The organism is Ruegeria sp. BE10 (genome assembly GCF_056538905.1).
In genome coordinates this window covers 20605-39235 of the sequence record NZ_JBQFTX010000001.1, presented here as the reverse complement: position 1 = coordinate 39235, position 18631 = coordinate 20605, and the positions used below count along the sequence as shown (strand labels likewise).

The following is an 18631-nucleotide window of genomic DNA, read 5'->3' as shown; positions in this document are numbered from 1 at the left end:
CGCCCCGGTTCGGTTTTCGATATGGATTAGGAACCACCGCCCAGAACGGCTTCGTTTGCAACGGTTTCCTGAACCTTGCCCAGCTCCGGGTCAGAGACCAGGCCGTACTCGGCCAGCGGGCCATCGGGGCCTGCAATCTCATCCGCGACAAAGAACTCAGCATATTCTTTCAGGCCGGGAACCACGCCGATATGCGCTTTCTTCACGTAGAAGAACAGCGGGCGCGACACCGGGTATTCGCCCGATGCGATGGATTCGGTCGACGGAACAACGTCTGACATGGTCGCAACCTGCAGCTTGTCAGTGTTGTTTTCGTAGAACGCCAGACCAAAGACGCCGATGCCGTCCTTATTGCTATCGATGCGCGCCAGGGTCTCGGTATAGTCGCCGTCGATGTCGACCGAAACGCCGTCGGTGCGCAGAGCGATACAGGCTTTCTCAGCCGCCTTTTTGTCGTCGCCGTTGGCCGCTTTGTAGACGTCAAAGTCGCCCAGATGCTCACAACCGGCCAGGATCACCTTGTCTTCGAACACTTCACGGGTGCCGTGCTTGGTGCCCGGGATGAAGGCTGCGATGGGTTGCGCCGGGAAATCCGGGTTCACGTCGGCCCAGGTTTTGTTCGGGTTGTCGACCAACTCGCCGTCCACAACGATCTGAGCGGACAGGGCTTTGTACCAATCTTCCGGCGTGAACTCGAACGTGTTACCGTTAATGTCCGAGGCGAACACGATGCCATCATAACCGATCTGCACTTCGATGATGTCGGTCACACCGTTTTCGGCACAGGCTTTGATCTCTTTTTCACGGATCGCGCGCGATGCGTTTGCCACGTCGATGGTGTTTTCGCCAACACCTTCGCAGAACCGCTTGAGGCCCGCAGACGAACCACCCGACTCGACTACTGGTGTCGGGAAGTCAAAGTTTTCACCGAAGGCTTCTGCAACGATCGAAGCATAGGGCAGCACGGTCGAAGAACCCGCAACCTGAACCTGGTCACGCGCAGTAGCAGCGGTGGCCGATACGGCAGCGATAGCAAGCGCCGAAGCCGACAGTTTTACAAAGGACATTCCAGTCTCCTTGATCATATCAGTTTGTGATCATCCCCATGATGATCTTGCGCCAACGTCTAAAAGTCGCGCGTAAGCCTTTTGTGACAGGTATGTAACAGCTTTATGACAGATCGCATGAAAACAGGCCGTTGGAACGCAAAGCTGCAATGCGCTTTTTACATGGCAGGCAGACCACGGCTGGCAAGCTTTTGCTATCGCGGCAATATTACGGTAAAGGTTGAACCCTTTCCAACTTCACTTTGCATCCGCAAACGCCCGCGATGGCGGTTGATTATGTGTTTTACAATCGCAAGGCCCAACCCAGTTCCGCCCAGTTGTCGCGATCTGTGGCTGTCGGCACGGTAGAATCGCTCGGTCAGGCGGGGCAGGTGTATCGCGTCAATGCCGGGCCCCTTGTCACTGACCAATACCCTGACAGCCGGGCCACGCATGACGGAATCGCGTTCGGATGATTCCACCCGAATGTCGACGCTGCCCCCACTGCCACCGTATTTGATGGCGTTCTCGATTAGGTTGGTGAAGACCTGACGCAGCTGGTCGCCATCCCCGATCAGCGAGACAGGCCCTTCTGGCGCGTTCAAGCTCACCTCGACGTTGGCACTCTCGGCCAGCGGGCGCAGTGAGTTCAGCGTTGATTGCAACAGCCCCGTCAATTCAAGCTGATCTTTGGGCCGCACACGTTCTTCGCTTTCGACACGGTTCAGTGACAGCAGATCCCCCACCAATCGGTTCATACGATTGGCTTCGTCGGCCATGATCTCAAGAAACCGGGCGCGCGCGGCGGCGTCATCACGCGCCGGACCACGCAACGTTTCGATGAAGCCCATCAACGCTGTCAGCGGTGTGCGCAACTCATGACTGACATTCGCCACGAAATCCCGCCGCATCTGGCTGGCCTGCTCGACATGCGAGACATCTTGGAAAGTCGCCAGCATGGCACCGCCGGACACCGCCCCTACACCGTTCAGATAACGGCATTCGACCTCGAACGTGGTGTCCTGCGCTCCGTCATTGGACAGGTGGCGCGCCTTTGCCGGACCATTGGTATGCAGGCACTGTTCAATTGCGTCAATCACCCCAGGTTGCCGCAAAATCGTCGCGAAATGCCGACCGACGATATTCTGCGTCAGCAGGGTTTTGGCATCGTCATTGGCGGCGATGATCCGTTCGGTCTGATCAACCATCAAAGCCGGCATCGGAATGGCCGAGACAAATTCGGCAAGCAGGTCGTCTGACATTCTTCAGACCCTTCCCGGCAAGTTAGGACACAGGCTTCATCTCGTCACGGAACCGGCGCATATTCTGTTGATAATGTAACGCGCTGAGCGTGATTTTCTGCGCCGCGGCTTCGTCCAGTTCCCGCACGACCTTGCCCGGCGTTCCCATGACCAGCGAGTTGTCGGGGATTTCCTTGCCTTCGGTGATCAAGGCCCCTGCCCCGATCAGACAATTCTTACCAATCTTTGCCCCGTTCAACACGATGGCTCCCATGCCGATCAGCGTGTTTTCCCCGATCGTACACCCATGCAGCATCACCTTGTGGCCGATGGTACAATTCTTACCGATGGTCAGAGGAAAACCGGCGTCAATATGCATGATGCAATCTTCCTGCACATTGCTGCTTTCGCCCACGCGAATCTCTTCATGATCAGCGCGGATGGTGCAGCCGAACCAAACCGAGGCCCCTTCTTCCAGCACTACTTTGCCAATCAAGTTGGCATCGGGTGCAACCCAAGTATCGTCGTGGATCTGTGGTGCGTGTTCGCCCAAGGCATAGATAGTCATGACAAACCTTCAAATTCGTTCTGTAAGGTGCGTACGTGGTCTTGCAGTCTTGGTTGTTGGATACGGCGCATACGCTCTGCGCTGACGATGGTTTTCAGCTTTTCCTCGGTTGTATCCAGGTCATCGTTGACCAGCACATAGTCGTAATAGCCCCAGTGGCTGATTTCATCCCAGCTTTTGAGCATCCGCTTGGCGATCACGTCCTCGCTGTCCTGCCCGCGGGTTTCCAGGCGGCGGCGTAATTCGGGGATCGAGGGTGGCAGAATGAAAATCGACAATGCGTGCTTACCAAGATCCGAATTGCGGATCTGAACCTCACCCTGCCAATCCACGTCAAAAAGAACATCGCGGCCCGCATTTATCGAGTCCTGCACCGGGCCAGCCGGAGAGCCATAAAAGTTCCCAAACACGTGCGCATGTTCCAGCATCTGACCCTTGGCAACCTGCTGTCTGAATTCATCCTCTGAAAGAAAGTAATATTCCCGTCCGTGTTCTTCGCCCGGACGAGGTGCGCGGGTCGTGGCCGAAACCGAGAACTCCAGACCTTCATCCCAGGCCATAAGCCTTCGGGCCAAAGTGGATTTCCCCGCCCCGGAAGGCGAAGACAGGATGATAAGTAGGCCGCGGCGATCTGCCATGTCAGTTGTTCCCATCGTCATTCAACATTTTGCACCTGTTCGCGCATCTGATCTATTACCGCCTTCAGCTCAAGCCCAACCGAGGTCAGCTCGGCGCTTTGCGCCTTTGAACACAGCGTGTTGGCCTCGCGATTAAACTCCTGCATCAGAAAATCCAGCTTGCGCCCCACGGCTCCATCCTGCGACAGCAGATCGCGTGCGGCGTTCACATGCGTTTTCAGGCGGTCAATTTCTTCGGTGATATCGGATTTGACCGCGATCAGCGCCAATTCCTGCGCGACCCGGTCTGGGTCAGCCCCTTGCGCATTGTCCAGCACACGGGCCAGATTTTCGCGCAGTGCCTCGGCGGTCTTGTCCTTGCGTTGTTCTGCAAGCTCGGCCGCTTGCGCCGTTAAGTCGGCGACCTGAGCAAGCTGCCCGTCCAGAATGTCTGCCAGAGCCTTGCCTTCTGTCTGGCGCATGTCGACGAAAGCTGCCAACAGGTCGGCAAATTCGTTCGTCAATTCCTTGACCAGAGGCGCGGGGTCGTCCACCTCACTGCCAGCCTCCAACATTCCTCTCAGCCCTATCAGGTCCGCCGCGGTCGAAGGTGCCAGCGCGACGCCGCTTTCTACCGCCATTTCCTGCGTACGGGCCAGCGCAGCAAGTGCCGCGCCCATGGCGTCTTCATTCAGAACCAGATCAGGGGCAGTTTCTTCGCGGCTTAACCGTAAGGACAAGGTGACATTTCCCCGGCTCAGTGATTTGGACAGCTGGCCACGCAAGGCGGTTTCAAGCCCGGTCAGCCACTCGGGCATGCGCAGCCGTAAGTCCAGACCTTTGCCGTTCACGCTGCGCAGGTCCCACGTCCAGCTATGCGGTCCATACGCCCCTTTGCCTGCGGCGAATCCGGTCATGGATCTGATCATGTTGGCTGTCCTTGTCTGCTCGGTTGTCGCACCTAATGCCATCGGCGGGCGCAGGGCAAGAGTTTGCTGGTTTTCGGCCTTCGCCCAGAAGTTAACCATTCATTAAAGAATTCCTCCAAAATTGACTCAACTCGTGTCAATTTGGCTTTGGTCAGGGATGATCGGACCTGAAGGGTCCCGATATCTGGAATTTTAGATAAATGACGGGCGATTGACGCTAGGGTGATGTAAATGAAAACGTTTTTCGGTAACAGGTTCGGATCGAACTCTGGAAAGATCGTCGCAATGGATCGTTTTGACAGCGGGCGCAGCCTCTCGCCCATCCGACAGGTCGAGGCATACTGGACCGCGCTGTTAACCGGCGACGGTGTCCCCAAACGTGCGCAGATCGATCCGCGCGGGCTTGAGAACGTTCTGGAATACACTTTCATTCTGGAACGTATCGCGCCCGGTCTGGCCCGGTTTCGTCTGGCTGGAAGCCACCTAACACAGCTGGCAGGCATGGAAGTGCGCGGCATGCCGTTAACCGCGTTTTTCGAACCCAGCGCTCGTGGCCAGATATCGGACGTATTGGAGCAGGTCTTTGCCCAGCCGGCAATTGCCGAGCTTGGATTGGTCGCCGCCGGTAAACTGGGCCGCAGCCAGTTGCAGGCACGTATGATCCTGTTGCCCCTGAAAAGCGATCTTGGCGATGTCAGCCGCGTGTTGGGTGTCATGATGTCCGACGGCGCACTCGGCGCGACGCCTCGCCGTTTCTCAATCCCCGACACCAGAGTGCGGGCTGTTTCAGACGTTCAGGCACCGCAACAACCGGCGCAGCAAATCTCGGCCGGGTTTGCGGAAGAGCAAGCAGAATTCAAGAAACCCGGATCACATCTACGACTGGTTGCGTCACGGGACGACTGACAAAAAAGGCGGGCCAGTGCAGCCCGCCTCTTAACCTTAAAGACAGCAAGTCTTAGCTGGCTTCACGTTTGTTGCGATCGCGGCGCAGGTTGGTCAGTTCTTCCGCAACCAAAAAGGCCAGTTCCAGCGATTGCGTCGCGTTCAGTCGCGGGTCGCACGCAGTGTGATAACGATCCGAGAGGTCCTCCTCGGTCACGGCACGCACCCCACCGGTGCATTCGGTCACGTCCAAACCGGTCATCTCAAAATGCACGCCCCCAGGGATGGTGCCTTCGGCCTGATGCACACCAAAGAAGTCACGCACCTCGCGCAGGACTGAATCAAACGGTCGGGTTTTGTAGCCCGTCGCCGATTTGATTGTGTTACCGTGCATCGGGTCGCAGACCCATGTGACTTTGGCACCCTCTTCCTTGACGGCCTTGACCAGGCGCGGCAGATGCTCACCCGCCTTGCCCGCACCAAAGCGCGCGATCAGGGTCAAGCGACCTTCCTCGTTTTCCGGGTTCAACTTGGACATCAGAACCTTGAGGTCTTCTGCCGTGGTCGAGGGACCACATTTCAGACCAATCGGGTTCAGGACGCCGCGGCAGAATTCTACATGCGCCCCGTCCGGCTGACGGGTGCGGTCACCGATCCAGATCATATGGCCCGAACCGGCCAGCCAGTTGCCAGAGGTGGAATCAAGACGGGTCAGCGCCTCTTCGTATTCCAGCAGCAGGCTTTCATGGCTGGTGTAGAACTCAACGGTCGAGAACTCATGTGTGGTGTCCGCCGTGATCCCCGCCGCGCCCATGAAGTCGATAGTGTCCTGAATACGGTCGGCGATTTCCGAGTATTTCTGCACGTCCTGTACATCGGTGAAGCCCAAAGTCCAGGAATGCACCATGCTCATATCGGCGAAACCACCGGTCGAGAAAGCGCGCAAAAGGTTCAGGGTCGCAGCCGCCTGAGTGTAGGCCTGCAGCATCTTGCCCGGATTCGGAATCCGTGCTTCGGGTGTGAAGGCCAGTTCGTTGATGATGTCACCACGGTAGCTGGGCAGCTCAACGCCATCCACCACCTCGGTCGGGGCGCTGCGCGGTTTGGCGAATTGGCCGGCCATGCGGCCCACTTTGACCACCGGTACCTTGGCACCATAGGTCAGAACCATTGCCATCTGCAGCATCACCTTGAACGTGTCACGGATCGCATCCGCGCTGAATTGTTCAAAGCTTTCTGCACAATCCCCGCCCTGTAGCAGGAAGGCCTCGCCGCGACCGGCGGCACCCAAATGTTGCTTTAGACGCCGTGCTTCGCCCGCAAAGACCAGCGGGGGATACTGTGAAAGCTGCGCCTCGACCTTGGCCAGCGCGGCCGCGTCGGTATAGTCTGGCATTTGAACCCGGGGCTTGTTGCGCCAGTTCGTTTTTTGCCATTCAGTCATAGCTTTGATCTCCGCTGAAGTATTCAGGTTGCTTCTATACAAAATGCATTGAAGACTGACCATATACGATTTGGCCCTCTTGACGCAGCAAACAAGCTTTGATCAAGGTGGCTGCCAAATCTGACGTCGGACAAAAAGTCGCCGGGCGCCGAATCAAGGACACCTCGCCATGCAAGAGCAACGCCAAGTTGTCACGGTGGAAGACACTGCGGCCAACTCCCGCAATTTCGTATTTGTCCTTTTGGACAAATTTTCTCTGCTGTCGTTTGCTTCGGCACTAGACAGCCTGCGCATAGCCAACCGTATGGCGGACAAAACGCTGTATACGTGGACATTGATGGGTGAAGGTGGCGAAACAGTCAGCTGTTCGGCCGGAACTACCTTTGCGCTGGATTCAGACCTGGTTGAGCTGCAGCGCGACGATGTTGTCATGATCTGCGGTGGGGTCGACGTTCAGGCGGCGACCACCAAGAAGGTGTTGAACTGGGTGCGCCGCGAGGCAAGGCGCGGCTTGCGCATCGGTGGCCTATGCACAGCGGCCTATACTTTGGCCAAGGCCGGGCTGTTGGATGGCAAACGCGCAACCATTCACTGGGAAAACTCCGACAGCTTTGTCGAGGAATTCGACGAGGTTGAACTGACCAAGTCCGTCTTTATCGTCGACGGCAACCGGATGACGACGGCAGGCGGCACGTCTTCCATCGACCTGCTGCTTAAAATCATTGCTGATGACTTCGGCGAGGATTTGGCGAATGCCGTTGCGGATCAGATGATCTATTCCTCGATCCGCACCGACCAAGACACCCAGCGTCTATCGACACCAACTCGGATCGGCGTGCGCCACCCAAAACTGAGCCAGGTCATCCTGATGATGGAAAAGAACATCGAGGAACCGATCTCACCCTCGATTCTGGCCAAGGATGTCGGCATGTCGACGCGGCAGTTGGAACGTCTGTTCCGCCGCTACCTGAGCCGTTCGCCCAAACGGTATTACATGGAGCTGCGCCTGCACAAAGCGCGCAACTTGTTGATGCAAACAGATATGAGTGTGATCAATGTGGCGCTGGCCTGCGGGTTTGCCTCGCCCAGCCATTTCTCGAAATGCTACCGGGCGCATTACAATACCACGCCTTATCGCGAGCGTGGAGCGCAGGGCGACCGGTTGTCGGTGTAAGTTACTCAGGGGTCATACGATAGACGGCCCCTTCACCCACGGAAATGAACCAGATTGACCCGTCAGGGGCCTCGACTATGTCGCGCACCCGAATCGTTTCAGGGCCCTTGATCTGTTCAACCTCGCGCAGCGGCGATCCCGCCAGCCGCGCGATATAGTCGAACTTGAGCGACCCAACGAAGATATCCCCTTTCCAGTCCGACCAAAGCTTGCCGGAATAAACCATCAGACCCGAAGGGGCGATGGAAGGGTCCCAATAATGCTCTGGTTGTTCCATACCCGGCTTCGCGGTGCCTTCTCCTATTTTGTCGCCGGAATAATGCACGCCATAGGAGATGACTGGCCAACCGTAGTTCGACCCTGGTTGAACCAGATTGACCTCATCCCCACCTTTTGCCCCGTGTTCCGATATCCAAAGGCGGCCCCTTGCGTCCAAACCGGCCCCTTGCGGATTGCGATGGCCATAGGACCAGATCTCAGGCCGCACGCCGCTTGCCTGAATAAAGGGATTGTCACCGGGAACCGATCCGTCACGGTTCACGCGGATCACTGTGCCATTATGATTGGACCTGTCTTGCGCCTTGGGGCGTTCCCCCCTGTCGCCGATTGTGACGAACAAAGTTCCGTCCTTGGCTTCCACCACGCGGGAACCGTAGTGACGCCCTGATGAGCCACCCGGGACAGCCTCGAAGATCACACGCAGGTTGGTCAGCCGATCACCGCGTTCAGACAATCGGGCCACCGCAAGGGCCGTTCCGGCGCCGCCGCGCTGTGGTTTGGAAAAGGTAAGGAATATCTCGCGTGTTTGGCTAAAATCACGGGCGACCGTCACGTCCAACAAACCGCCCTGCCCTTTGGCCAAAACGTCGGGCACACCTTTGACGGATTTGGCTTTCCCATCCGCAACATAAAGCAGTTTGCCATCACGTTCGGTGATCAAAACCCCCTGGTTCGGCAAAATACCAATTGCCCACGGGGCATCCAATCCTTCGACCATCGGCGTCACTCGCACAGGGCCAGAAGAAGTTTGCAGTACGTCGGCACTGAGCAGCCCCGCCTTAAAGACAAGAAACAGAATCGTGAAAACTCTCAACATTCAGCTCTCCACCTGCAGCATGCCAGCCGCCAGAAACGGGACAAACCCAACAAAACAATCAGAACTTCAGGTGACAACCACACAATTGCGTGAGGACTTTTCTTTTCCGAACAGCTTGCCTAGGGTCGTGCCCAGAACGAACACGTTCCAATTTGGGAGTAACCACATGAAAAAGCTGCTTACTGCAACCGCAGCAACCGCACTGTTGGCCGGCACCGCCATGGCCGAAGACGTTAAACTGGGCATTATGTTCGGTTTCACCGGCCCGATTGAATCGCTTTCGCCAGCAATGGCGTCCGGCGCTGAGCTGGCGATGAAAGAAGTCTCGGATTCCGGCAAACTGCTGGAAGGGTCCACCGTAACGCCCGTACGTGCTGATACGGGCTGCGCTGACAATGCTCTAGCCACCGCTAATGCGGAACGTCTGGTTGCCGAAGGCATCAATGGCCTTGTTGGCGGAGACTGTTCGGGCGTAACCGGTGCCATTCTGCAAAACGTCGCCGTGCCGAACGGTATGGTCATGATCTCACCTTCGGCCACCTCTCCGGGCCTGTCAGTTATGGAAGATAACGGCCTGTTCTTCCGCACGTCCCCATCGGATGCGCGCGAAGGCGAAATCATGGCCGACATCCTGAAAGAGCGCGGCGTCAACTCGATCGCTCTGACCTATACCAACAACGACTACGGCAAGGGCCTGTCCGAGGCGATCAAATCCTCGTTCGAGGCGCTGGGCGGTGAAGTGACCATCGTCGCCGCGCATGAAGACGGCAAAGCCGACTATTCGGCCGAAGTCGGCGCGCTGGCATCGGCAGGTGGCGACATTCTGGTCGTTGCGGGCTATCTGGATCAGGGCGGTCTGGGCATCATTCAGTCCTCGCTGGACAGCGGCGCATTTGACACCTTTGGTCTGCCGGGTGGCATGATCGGTGACTCGCTGCCTGAAAACGTCGGTCCGGATCTGAACGGCTCGTATGGTCAGGCCCCGGGATCGAAAAGCGAAGCTGCGGATTCGTTCTTTGCCATGGCCGAAGCCGAAGGTTTTGACGGCTCGTCGATCTTTGTACCCGAATCCTATGACGCAGCGGCGCTGTTCCTGCTGGCCATGCAGGCCGCGGGTTCCAGTAACCCGGCGGACTATGGCGGCAAGATCATGGATGTTGCCAACGAACCGGGTGAAAAGATCTATCCGGGTGAGCTGGCCAAGGGTCTGGAGCTCCTCGCAGCGGGCCAAGACATCGACTATGTCGGCGCCTCGGGTGTTGAGCTGATCGGCCCCGGCGAAAGCGCCGGTGCATACCGCGAAATCGAAGTCATCGATGGTGAGATGAAGACGGTTAACTACCGTTAAATCCTCATCTGACAGAGCAAAACCGAACAGCCCGGGCCTTGTGTCCGGGCTGTTTCAGTGACAAAAGGCTGCACCTCTGTTTTCGGGGAAAAGGCAAGGGAAAACCATGATCGTCGTTGAGGACGTGCATAAGCATTTTAGCGGGTTCCACGCGGTGGACGGTGCTTCGCTGGAAATCCAAAAGGGCTCGATCACCGGCCTGATCGGACCGAACGGTGCGGGCAAGACAACCCTGTTCAACGTGATCGCAGGTGTGCTGCCGCCGACCAGCGGCAAGGTGTTCATGGATGGCGAAGATATCACTGGCCTGCCTCCGCATGAGCTGTTTCACAAAGGGCTGCTGCGCACGTTCCAGATCGCGCATGAGTTTTCGTCAATGAGCTGCCGCGAGAACCTGATGATGGTGCCCGGCGCGCAATCGGGTGAATCACTGTGGAACACCTGGTTTGGCCGCAAACGCATCGCCGACGAGGAACGCGCCCTGCGCGCCAAGGCGGACGAGGTGTTGGAGTTCCTGACCATCGAACACCTGGCCGACCACAAGGCAGGTCAGGTTTCGGGCGGGCAAAAGAAACTGTTGGAACTTGGCCGCACCATGATGGTCGACGCCAAGATCGTGTTTCTGGACGAGGTCGGCGCAGGCGTCAACCGCACCTTGCTGATGACCATCGGCGACACCATCCTGCGCCTCAACAAAGAACGCGGCTATACATTTGTCGTCATCGAGCATGACATGGATTTCATCGGCAAAATCTGCGACCCGGTGATCTGCATGGCCGAGGGCAAGGTTCTGGCAGAGGGCACTTTGGACGAGATCAAGGCCAACGAACACGTGATCGAGGCTTATTTGGGCACCGGCCTGAAGAACAAAGACAAGCTGGAGGCCCAGACATGACTGCGGGCGCAAGCGACAACCCCTATCAGGACGATCACGGCAACAAGGACGCAACAATTGCCAATACCAAGGGCATTGGCACAATGACCCCCGCGCATCCCACCAGCGGCGAAACCCACAAGGTCAGCGGTGGCCCTTTCCTGATCGGAGATACCATGACCGGTGGCTACGGCAAGGGACCCGACATCCTTCACGACTGCACTATTGCCGTCGACAAGGGTGAAATTGCCGTGATCGTCGGCCCCAACGGCGCGGGCAAGTCCACGGCGATGAAAGCCGTGTTTGGTATGCTGGACGTGCGCGCCGGCGCAGTCCGACTGGACGGAGAGGACATTACCAAGCTTTCACCGCAGGATCGGGTGATCAGGGGGATGGGCTTTGTGCCGCAAACGTCAAATATCTTCACGTCCATGACGGTTGAGGAAAACCTCGAAATGGGTGCCTTCATCCGCCGCGACGATATCAGTCAGACGATGGAGCAGGTCTATGACCTCTTCCCTATCCTCCGCGACAAACGCAACCAGGCGGCCGGAGAGCTTTCGGGCGGTCAACGCCAGCAGGTCGCCGTCGGCCGGGCGCTGATGACCCAGCCCAAGGTGCTGATGTTGGACGAACCCACCGCCGGTGTCTCACCCATCGTGATGGATGAACTGTTCGACCGGATCATTGAGGTCTCACGCACCGGCCTGCCAATCCTGATGGTGGAACAGAACGCCCGTCAGGCTTTGGAGATTGCGGACAAGGGATATGTCCTGGTGCAGGGGCGGAATGCGTATAGTGGCACGGGTAAGGAACTGCTGGCTGATCCCGAAGTTCGGAAGAGTTTCTTGGGGGGGTGATGAAAAAATACGCCGCTACTTCATTATTTCTTGCAATTTCATCAACCGCTGTATTGGCGTATTCGGGGCCGCAAAGCCATTTTGTAGAATTCGATTGCACCATAATTCAAAAGTGCGACCACCAGTTTCTTTGTAAGAAAACTGATGAATCTACTCAAATAGCTTACACGGCATTGGTTCACGACTTGTCAGTTTCCAAGTCGATAACTCCGATTGATTACCCGTTTGACACTTGGCAGGAAGTAACAGCTTGGGTGGATTTCATAAATCCTCGTGCTGGTAAGCTCCCATTGCCTGTTTGGTATCTGGACGATGCTGGTTTTGATCCAGAGATAACCTTCCGTCTGGAAGATTGGCTCAATGGGCAACAAGATTCCCCTTACAACGTAAAAGGTTATGCGCTTGTTATGACTGGTGACTTAGAAGAAATTAGCTATAGTAGAGCCAATTTAGACAAGGATGATGATTTACCCTGGGAAATAACCGTATATAGAAAATTTTGGGGTGAACCTGGCAAATACCACACTCAGAAATTACTTTGCGATTCAGACTAATAACGAAATTAAGCTTCCTAGCTGCACTTGTTGCGCTCTCCAGCTGTAACCATATGCAGGGTGAAAAACCAAATCTTGAAGCACGGAATTCGTGTTGCCAAAATAGCTTTAAGTTTTCGAGGTGAGAAAACGGGACCTTCTCTCGTCAGCCCTGTCTTCACCACCCATACACCTGATTTCAATCACCCAATCGGATCACCACAAGACCCGAAGTCCTGCGCAGCATGCGGGCCTTTGATCGACATGTCATAATTCAAGTCCTCGAAATCCACGACAAAGGTCACGACATCCTTGTCCATGATGTGCAGGAAGGTCAGCGAGTTCAGACCCGCAATGATCGTCGCCTCTCCGCGGATATCATCTGTGACGATAAATCCCTTATCCGTGGCTCCGGACCTCGCTAATGTCACCGCGCCACCAGTACTGTCCGACACGCAGTTGACGACGAAATCCGCCCCGTCCAGAGGGTCGCTTGATGCGGCTTGCGCCATCGCAGGCAAAACCGCGCTCAATATCACTGCTGCACAGATTTTCATGATGTACCTCCCATTAGTCAGCGCCCTCTGGCACAGGGCAAGATCATCATTTAGCTAAATAACTTCAACAGGCTGCACGACGGTCCTCACTTTCAGTTGATCCCAGGTGAAAGGCTGTGTTCGCGTGTCAACGCCTCTTTGACACGGTTAAACCGCGTGCTTTCAGGCAACCAATCGTGGCGAGAAAATGGCGTTTGCAGCTTTGCGCCACTGGTCGGATAAACAACCTCCAATAAAACGGTTTGTTCCCGGCTGGTTACCCTACTCCCCTAAGAATTGTTAAAATTAATCCCTTCAGAATTCCGCCTCGTCTCGGCTCAATTTCCGCCACGATCCCCGCCTAATCACGAACGCGCGAACAGCGGGAATCCTGATTGGATTCTCAAATATTTCGGGCAATTGCCCCCTTCAGGAGACATATTATGAAATATCTGGCTGCGCTTGCCGCCATCGTTCTGCCTGCGACCGCGCAGGCCGTGTCGCAAGCCCCCGCGCAAGGTGAATTTGTTTACGAGTGCCAGATTACCGAAACCTGCAACCCCGGTGGGTGCAACCCAATTGAACCAGCCCACCAAGTCGTGCTGAAACAGGTCGAAGGGCAATCCAAGGGCTTGCTTTTGGCCGAGGGTCAAGAACATGAAGTCCTTGTGATCCCCAGCCTCGGCGCGCAGGAATTTCTGCAAATTCAAAGCAACGGTAGCGTGGGATACACGGTAGATTCAGAGACCGGTCATCTTGAAGTTCGCGCCTCTGGCGGGCAACAGCGCAACGAACGCGGGGTCTGTACGCTCAATAATTGACCACATTTACTATCCCAAGAACAGCAAAGCTGAACCAGCGACGCGTCTGACGGACATGATCCTGTCAGGCGCGCCTTGATTGCCCGAAAGGAACGCTGCCCATATGCAGTTTTTCTTCGGAATTCGACCGTCCATAACCGTTGAAATATTGTGTCTTTGCGCGCGGGTATGCCATAAGGCCGCACCCGGCGGAATGAGAAGGTGAGATGGACATACTGAACGCGCTTGTCGCGCTTGCGAATTTTGTGTTGGTGCCTGCAATTGCTTATGGCAGCCAGCTGGCACTGGGGGCGCTGGGGGTCACGCTGATCTACGGTATCCTGCGGTTTTCCAACTTTGCCCATGGCGACACGATGGCCTTTGGCGCGATGATCGCCGTTCTGGTCACCTGGGGGCTGCAGGCCGCTGGGGTCAGTTTTGGTCCGCTGCCGACCGCCCTTTTGGCCCTGCCCTTTGCCATATTGGGCTGTATCGTTCTGGTGCTGATCACCGACCGATTGGTCTATCGATTTTATCGCGAGCAAAAGGCCAAGCCGGTCATTCTGGTTATCGTGTCGATGGGCGTGATGTTCATCATGAACGGCCTGGTGCGGTTCATCATCGGCCCGGACGATCAGAGGTTTTCGGACGGTCAGCGGTTTGTGATCTCCGCACGTGAATTCAAGGCCATGACCGGGCTGAATGAGGGGCTGGCGATCAAGACATCTCAGGGCATTACCGTCATCGTTGCAGTTGTTGCCGTTGTGCTGTTGTTCTGGTTCCTCAACAAAACCCGCACTGGCAAATCGATGCGTGCGTATTCGGATAACGAAGATCTCGCCCTACTGTCCGGTATCAACCCCGAGCGGGTGGTGATGATTACATGGATCATCGTTGCGGCGCTCGCGACCACGGCCGGGGTCCTGTACGGGCTGGACAAGAGTTTTAAACCTTTCGTTTATTTCCAGCTGCTTCTGCCGATATTCGCCTCGGCCATCGTCGGCGGTCTGGGCAGCCCTGTGGGGGCCATCGCGGGTGGATTCATCATCGCCTTTTCCGAGGTCACGATCACTTACGCCTGGAAAAAGGTGCTGACCTATCTTGCCCCGGAAAGCCTGGAGCCGTCGGGATTGGTGCAATTCCTGTCCACCGATTACAAATTCGCCGTAAGTTTTGTCATTTTGCTGATCGTGCTTCTGTTCAAACCAACGGGTCTGTTTAAGGGGAAAGCGGTATGACCGAGCCTGTCAAAAATACGCTGCTTTTCGCTGTTGTCGGTGGCCTGATCCTGCTGACCGGGTTCACGCAAAGCTGGAACGCCGCGATATTGATCCTGAACATGGGACTGATCTCGGCCATCATGGCGCTTGGGGTGAACCTGCAATGGGGGTTCGCCGGTTTGTTCAACGTCGGGGTCATGGGCTTTGTTGCGTTGGGCGGGCTTGCCGTTGTTCTGGTCTCGACCCCGACAACACCTGGCGCCTGGTCTGCCGGAGGTTTCGGTATTGTACTGGCCCTGCTGCTGGGCGCTGCAACCGTTGTGGCCACAGTTCTGGTGGCGCAGAAGATGCCCAAAGGTCGGGTTCGGACTTTGTCGATCATTGCCATTCTCATCATCGGCTTCTTTGTTTACCGCGCTGTTCTCGACCCCAATACCGCAGCGGTCGAAGCCATTGAACCGGCTGTTGCGGGCAACCTCGGCGGTCTGAATCTGCCTGTTCTGCTGGCCTGGCCCGCAGGTGGACTGCTGGCGGCTGGCGCTGCGTGGCTAATCGGCAAAACTGCTCTGGGCCTGCGCTCGGACTATCTGGCCATCGCCACGCTGGGTATTGCCGAGATCATCATCGCGATCTTGAAAAACGAGGACTGGTTGGCCCGAGGCGTCAAAAACGTCTACGGCATCCCGCGCCCTGCGCCGGTCGTTGGGTACGAGGTCGATCTGCAGAATGACCCTGGCTTTGTCGCGCGCGCCGAATGGTTGGGGCTGGATACAGTCACGGCTTCGACGCTGGCGGTTAAGCTGGGCTATTCGTTTCTGTTCCTGATCGTTTTGCTGGTACTGCTCTGGATGGCGCAAAAGGCGCTGAACAGCCCTTGGGGCCGCATGATGCGCGCCATTCGTGACAACGAGGTCGCGGCCGAGGCGATGGGCAAGGACGTGACCCGCCGCCATTTGCAGATCTTTGTGCTGGGCTCGGCCATCTGCGGAATTGCAGGTGCTATGATGACAACGCTGGACGGCCAGTTGACCCCCAGCGCGTATCAGCCATTGCGGTTTACATTCCTGGTCTGGGTAATGGTGATCGTCGGTGGATCAGGTAACAATTTTGGTGCGGTACTGGGCGCGTTCGTGATCTGGTTCCTGTGGGTTCAGGTCGAACCTATCGGGCTGTGGCTGATGAACCTGATCACCGCTGGATTACCTGATGGCAGCGCGCTTAAGGCACATCTGATCGAAAGCGCCGCGCATATGCGCCTGCTGACCATGGGGTTGATCCTGCTGATTGTTCTCAGATTCAGTCCAAGGGGTTTGATCCCCGAGAAATAGATCACTTTCAGGGGAATATTCGGAACCGCGCCTCAAAATCGGCGCGGTTTCTTGATTCATGAACCGAACCTTAATAGACCGAATTATCGTTGGGCAGTTTCCGGACCTGCGCCAGATCGCCTTCACGGTTAATTAGTCAGTTGACGCTGATACTACAGGTCACCTCTCGAGAGTAAGAAGACGACACATGAAAACTTCGTTTATCCCAAAAATCCTAATGCTGACAGTTGTTGCCAGCCTGGCCGCATGTATCCCGTCACCCGAAGATCTGGAAACCGATCCAGTTCAGGTCCAGACCTCAAAGGGTGTGGTGACGTGCCAGTTGTACCGCCCGGATCGCGTCATCTGGGATCGTGCCATCGACTACCCCGCGACAAAGATGTCTGTGGCCGAGGCTGACGGCTACTGCCGGCAGGAAGGTCAGCGTCGTCTGAAGTAACCTAAATAGCGCCGCGCAACGAAACCGCTGTGCGGCGCCTTGGGCTTACCTAGCGCGGAACAACCCGCCCAGAATTCCACGAACAATGCGGCGCCCGGTTGTTCCTTTTAGCTCTTTGATGACGGCCTCGCTCATTGCTGTAGCAAAGGTATCTTTCTGCCGCTTAACGCGAGAGGAAGATCGCCCGACCCGGCCACCGGAATAGCGCCTGGCCGTGGCGAACTCGCGTTCAGCGACAGATTGTGTCTCTTCTTGTTCTTCTGCTTTTGCAGCAGCCTGCGCGGCCTGATCGGCGCGTGCCTGCAGAATTTCAAAGGCCGATTTCCGATCCTTCAATGTACCATACTTGGCCTGCATCGGTGACGCTGTCATGATCGCCTGACGCTCGAACGCGGTGATTGGCCCAAGTTGTGTTCCCGGTGGACGGATCAGCGTCCGTTCAACAATACCTGGCACGCCCTTCTTCTGCAGCATCGACGTGACCGCTTCACCCACGCCAACCTCTCGGATTGCGGTTTCGGTGTCGAAGGCCGGGTTTTCGCGATAGGTTTCGGCCGCCAAACGCAGGTTCTTGCGATCCCGCGCGGTAAAGGCACGCAGCGCGTGCTGCACCCGATTGCCAAGTTGTCCCAGAATATCTTCGGGAATATCCGCCGGGTTTTGCGAGATGAAGTAGACGCCGACACCCTTGGAACGGATCAGCCGTGCGACCTGCTCTACTTTGTCTACCAAAACCTTGGGCGCATCTTCGAACAACAAATGGGCCTCATCAAAGAAGAACACCAACTTGGGTTTGTCGGGGTCGCCAACCTCGGGCAATTCCTCGAACAGCTCACTCAACAGCCACAACAGGAAAGTCGCATAGAGACGCGGCGACCCCATCAGCTTATCCGAGGCCAGGATGTTCACCATCCCCTGCCCGTTTGCATCAGTACGCATCAGATCGGCCAATTCCAGCGCGGGTTCTCCGAACAAATTGGTCCCGCCCTGGTTTTCCAACACCAACAACCGCCGCTGAATCGCCCCAATCGAAGCGGTCGAGACATTGCCATAGCGCAGGGATAACTGTGTGCGGTTCTCACCGATCCAGACCAGTAGGGCTTGCAGATCCTTGAGATCCAGCAACGGCATCCCTTCTTCATCCGCCACTCGGAAAGCAATGTTCAAAATACCTTCCTGCGCCTCGCTCAGGTCCATGAGCCTAGACAATAGCAATGGCCCCATTTCTGTAACGGTCGTTCGAACAGGATGGCCTTGTTCGCCGAACAGATCCCAGAATGTCACCGGGCATGCGGCATAGGTATAATCCTGAAAGCCGATGCGAACCGCGCGATCCTGAAACGCCTGGTGCAACTTGTGACTTTCACTGCCCGCCATTGCCAACCCGGACAAGTCGCCTTTGACATCGGATAGAAACACCGGGACGCCCGCAGCCGAGAACCCCTCGGCCAGGATTTGCAACGTCACCGTTTTGCCTGTGCCCGTCGCCCCCGCGATCAACCCGTGCCGGTTGGCATATTTGAGGGTCAGGTTTTGAGGCTGGCTGTAATCTTCACCCGCGCCGCCCAGAAAAATGTTTTTGTCCATGTAGGTAAGGCCTTAATTTCCACCGATCTGAACCCAGCATACAAAGTTAACCTTTGACTGCGATAGTCATTTTGCTGCCCTCGCTGTCAGAGGTAGGGTGCGGCAA

At 56.4% G+C, this 18631-nt stretch carries 19 protein-coding genes; 10 read left to right on the top strand and 9 right to left on the bottom strand.

Annotated features, from left to right (window positions below; translation table 11 throughout):
- Positions 1–26 precede the first annotated feature (26 nt).
- The 5 genes from ACR0M2_RS00210 to ACR0M2_RS00190 all read right to left on the bottom strand — a co-directional run bounded on the left by ACR0M2_RS00210 (position 27) and on the right by ACR0M2_RS00190 (position 4401).
- Complete coding sequence (locus ACR0M2_RS00210) at positions 27–1067, bottom strand: substrate-binding domain-containing protein (protein ID WP_480703732.1); 1041 nt, start codon at positions 1065–1067, stop codon at positions 27–29.
- Between the two features lie 194 nt (positions 1068–1261).
- Positions 1262–2308 (bottom strand): sensor histidine kinase, encoded by a 1047-nt coding sequence (locus tag ACR0M2_RS00205; protein WP_170358488.1) that lies wholly within the window; start codon positions 2306–2308, stop codon positions 1262–1264.
- A gap of 22 nt (positions 2309–2330) precedes the next feature.
- On the bottom strand, positions 2331–2855 hold the full coding sequence (locus ACR0M2_RS00200; protein ID WP_480703731.1) for a gamma carbonic anhydrase family protein: 525 nt from the start codon (positions 2853–2855) through the stop codon (positions 2331–2333).
- Positions 2852–3493, bottom strand: a complete 642-nt coding sequence (gmk, locus tag ACR0M2_RS00195; protein ID WP_170348722.1) for a guanylate kinase — start codon at positions 3491–3493, stop codon at positions 2852–2854. Before gmk ends, ACR0M2_RS00200 begins: the two co-directional genes overlap by 4 nt.
- Positions 3494–3510: 17 nt before the next feature.
- Entirely contained in the window at positions 3511–4401 is an 891-nt protein-coding gene (locus ACR0M2_RS00190; RefSeq protein ID WP_480687890.1) for a YicC/YloC family endoribonuclease, read from the bottom strand.
- A gap of 231 nt (positions 4402–4632) precedes the next feature.
- Here ACR0M2_RS00190 and ACR0M2_RS00185 point away from each other — a divergent pair, with 231 nt between their 5' ends.
- On the top strand, positions 4633–5307 hold the full coding sequence (locus ACR0M2_RS00185; RefSeq protein WP_226688443.1) for a PAS domain-containing protein: 675 nt from the start codon (positions 4633–4635) through the stop codon (positions 5305–5307).
- Positions 5308–5359: 52 nt separating this feature from the next.
- Here the strand turns inward: ACR0M2_RS00185 and ACR0M2_RS00180 are convergent, their stop codons facing one another.
- Positions 5360–6730, bottom strand: a complete 1371-nt coding sequence (locus tag ACR0M2_RS00180; protein ID WP_170348725.1) for a class II 3-deoxy-7-phosphoheptulonate synthase — start codon at positions 6728–6730, stop codon at positions 5360–5362.
- Positions 6731–6899: 169 nt separating this feature from the next.
- Here ACR0M2_RS00180 and ACR0M2_RS00175 point away from each other — a divergent pair, with 169 nt between their 5' ends.
- Positions 6900–7904 (top strand): GlxA family transcriptional regulator, encoded by a 1005-nt coding sequence (locus ACR0M2_RS00175; RefSeq protein WP_170348726.1) that lies wholly within the window; start codon positions 6900–6902, stop codon positions 7902–7904.
- Position 7905: 1 nt separating this feature from the next.
- Here ACR0M2_RS00175 and ACR0M2_RS00170 read toward each other — a convergent pair whose 3' ends face one another.
- Complete coding sequence (locus tag ACR0M2_RS00170; RefSeq protein WP_480703730.1) at positions 7906–9000, bottom strand: PQQ-dependent sugar dehydrogenase; 1095 nt, start codon at positions 8998–9000, stop codon at positions 7906–7908.
- Positions 9001–9166: 166 nt separating this feature from the next.
- On the opposite strand from ACR0M2_RS00170, the gene ACR0M2_RS00165 reads away from it, so the two are divergent.
- The 4 genes from ACR0M2_RS00165 to ACR0M2_RS00150 all read left to right on the top strand — a co-directional run bounded on the left by ACR0M2_RS00165 (position 9167) and on the right by ACR0M2_RS00150 (position 12636).
- Positions 9167–10348 (top strand): ABC transporter substrate-binding protein, encoded by a 1182-nt coding sequence (locus ACR0M2_RS00165; protein WP_480643774.1) that lies wholly within the window; start codon positions 9167–9169, stop codon positions 10346–10348.
- Between the two features lie 106 nt (positions 10349–10454).
- Positions 10455–11243, top strand: coding sequence for an ABC transporter ATP-binding protein (locus ACR0M2_RS00160; protein WP_170358499.1), 789 nt, complete (start codon positions 10455–10457; stop codon positions 11241–11243).
- On the top strand, positions 11240–12082 hold the full coding sequence (locus tag ACR0M2_RS00155; protein ID WP_170358501.1) for an ABC transporter ATP-binding protein: 843 nt from the start codon (positions 11240–11242) through the stop codon (positions 12080–12082). Before ACR0M2_RS00160 ends, ACR0M2_RS00155 begins: the two co-directional genes overlap by 4 nt.
- Positions 12082–12636 carry a hypothetical protein gene (locus tag ACR0M2_RS00150; RefSeq protein ID WP_480703729.1) on the top strand — a complete coding sequence of 185 codons (555 nt, stop codon included), beginning with the start codon at positions 12082–12084 and terminating at the stop codon, positions 12634–12636. The genes ACR0M2_RS00155 and ACR0M2_RS00150 overlap by 1 nt, the downstream gene beginning before the upstream one ends.
- Positions 12637–12818: 182 nt before the next feature.
- Here ACR0M2_RS00150 and ACR0M2_RS00145 read toward each other — a convergent pair whose 3' ends face one another.
- Positions 12819–13172 (bottom strand): hypothetical protein, encoded by a 354-nt coding sequence (locus ACR0M2_RS00145; RefSeq protein WP_480703728.1) that lies wholly within the window; start codon positions 13170–13172, stop codon positions 12819–12821.
- Positions 13173–13594: 422 nt separating this feature from the next.
- On the opposite strand from ACR0M2_RS00145, the gene ACR0M2_RS00140 reads away from it, so the two are divergent.
- The 4 genes from ACR0M2_RS00140 (at position 13595) to ACR0M2_RS00125 (ending at position 16938) form a co-directional block, all read left to right on the top strand.
- Complete coding sequence (locus ACR0M2_RS00140; RefSeq protein WP_480703727.1) at positions 13595–13972, top strand: hypothetical protein; 378 nt, start codon at positions 13595–13597, stop codon at positions 13970–13972.
- A 206-nt stretch (positions 13973–14178) separates the two neighbouring features.
- A complete protein-coding gene (locus ACR0M2_RS00135) occupies positions 14179–15189 on the top strand; it encodes a branched-chain amino acid ABC transporter permease (protein ID WP_170375377.1) in 1011 nt (336 codons plus the stop codon).
- On the top strand, positions 15186–16499 hold the full coding sequence (locus ACR0M2_RS00130) for a branched-chain amino acid ABC transporter permease (RefSeq protein WP_170358509.1): 1314 nt from the start codon (positions 15186–15188) through the stop codon (positions 16497–16499). Before ACR0M2_RS00135 ends, ACR0M2_RS00130 begins: the two co-directional genes overlap by 4 nt.
- Before the next feature lie 187 nt (positions 16500–16686).
- Positions 16687–16938: a hypothetical protein gene (locus tag ACR0M2_RS00125; RefSeq protein ID WP_170348736.1), complete on the top strand. Its 252-nt coding sequence runs from the start codon at positions 16687–16689 to the stop codon at positions 16936–16938.
- 45 nt (positions 16939–16983) lie between these two features.
- On the opposite strand, the gene ACR0M2_RS00120 is transcribed toward ACR0M2_RS00125, so the two are convergent.
- The gene (locus ACR0M2_RS00120; protein ID WP_425080626.1) at positions 16984–18525 is read right to left on the bottom strand and encodes a helicase HerA-like domain-containing protein; all 1542 of its coding nucleotides are present in this window, start codon (positions 18523–18525) and stop codon (positions 16984–16986) included.
- Positions 18526–18631 lie beyond the last annotated feature (106 nt).

Coding starts and splice junctions, on each gene's coding strand:
- ACR0M2_RS00140 (WP_480703727.1), top strand. CDS start 13,595: ATGAAATATCTGGCTGCGCTTGCCGCCATCGTTCTGCCTGCGACCGCG.
- ACR0M2_RS00145 (WP_480703728.1), bottom strand. CDS start 13,172: ATGAAAATCTGTGCAGCAGTGATATTGAGCGCGGTTTTGCCTGCGATG.
- ACR0M2_RS00175 (WP_170348726.1), top strand. CDS start 6,900: ATGCAAGAGCAACGCCAAGTTGTCACGGTGGAAGACACTGCGGCCAAC.
- ACR0M2_RS00180 (WP_170348725.1), bottom strand. CDS start 6,730: ATGACTGAATGGCAAAAAACGAACTGGCGCAACAAGCCCCGGGTTCAA.
- ACR0M2_RS00155 (WP_170358501.1), top strand. CDS start 11,240: ATGACTGCGGGCGCAAGCGACAACCCCTATCAGGACGATCACGGCAAC.
- ACR0M2_RS00165 (WP_480643774.1), top strand. CDS start 9,167: ATGAAAAAGCTGCTTACTGCAACCGCAGCAACCGCACTGTTGGCCGGC.
- ACR0M2_RS00125 (WP_170348736.1), top strand. CDS start 16,687: ATGAAAACTTCGTTTATCCCAAAAATCCTAATGCTGACAGTTGTTGCC.
- gmk (WP_170348722.1), bottom strand. CDS start 3,493: ATGGCAGATCGCCGCGGCCTACTTATCATCCTGTCTTCGCCTTCCGGG.
- ACR0M2_RS00135 (WP_170375377.1), top strand. CDS start 14,179: ATGGACATACTGAACGCGCTTGTCGCGCTTGCGAATTTTGTGTTGGTG.
- ACR0M2_RS00160 (WP_170358499.1), top strand. CDS start 10,455: ATGATCGTCGTTGAGGACGTGCATAAGCATTTTAGCGGGTTCCACGCG.
- ACR0M2_RS00210 (WP_480703732.1), bottom strand. CDS start 1,067: ATGTCCTTTGTAAAACTGTCGGCTTCGGCGCTTGCTATCGCTGCCGTA.
- ACR0M2_RS00190 (WP_480687890.1), bottom strand. CDS start 4,401: ATGATCAGATCCATGACCGGATTCGCCGCAGGCAAAGGGGCGTATGGA.
- ACR0M2_RS00150 (WP_480703729.1), top strand. CDS start 12,082: ATGAAAAAATACGCCGCTACTTCATTATTTCTTGCAATTTCATCAACC.
- ACR0M2_RS00185 (WP_226688443.1), top strand. CDS start 4,633: ATGAAAACGTTTTTCGGTAACAGGTTCGGATCGAACTCTGGAAAGATC.
- ACR0M2_RS00170 (WP_480703730.1), bottom strand. CDS start 9,000: ATGTTGAGAGTTTTCACGATTCTGTTTCTTGTCTTTAAGGCGGGGCTG.
- ACR0M2_RS00205 (WP_170358488.1), bottom strand. CDS start 2,308: ATGTCAGACGACCTGCTTGCCGAATTTGTCTCGGCCATTCCGATGCCG.
- ACR0M2_RS00130 (WP_170358509.1), top strand. CDS start 15,186: ATGACCGAGCCTGTCAAAAATACGCTGCTTTTCGCTGTTGTCGGTGGC.
- ACR0M2_RS00120 (WP_425080626.1), bottom strand. CDS start 18,525: ATGGACAAAAACATTTTTCTGGGCGGCGCGGGTGAAGATTACAGCCAG.
- ACR0M2_RS00200 (WP_480703731.1), bottom strand. CDS start 2,855: ATGACTATCTATGCCTTGGGCGAACACGCACCACAGATCCACGACGAT.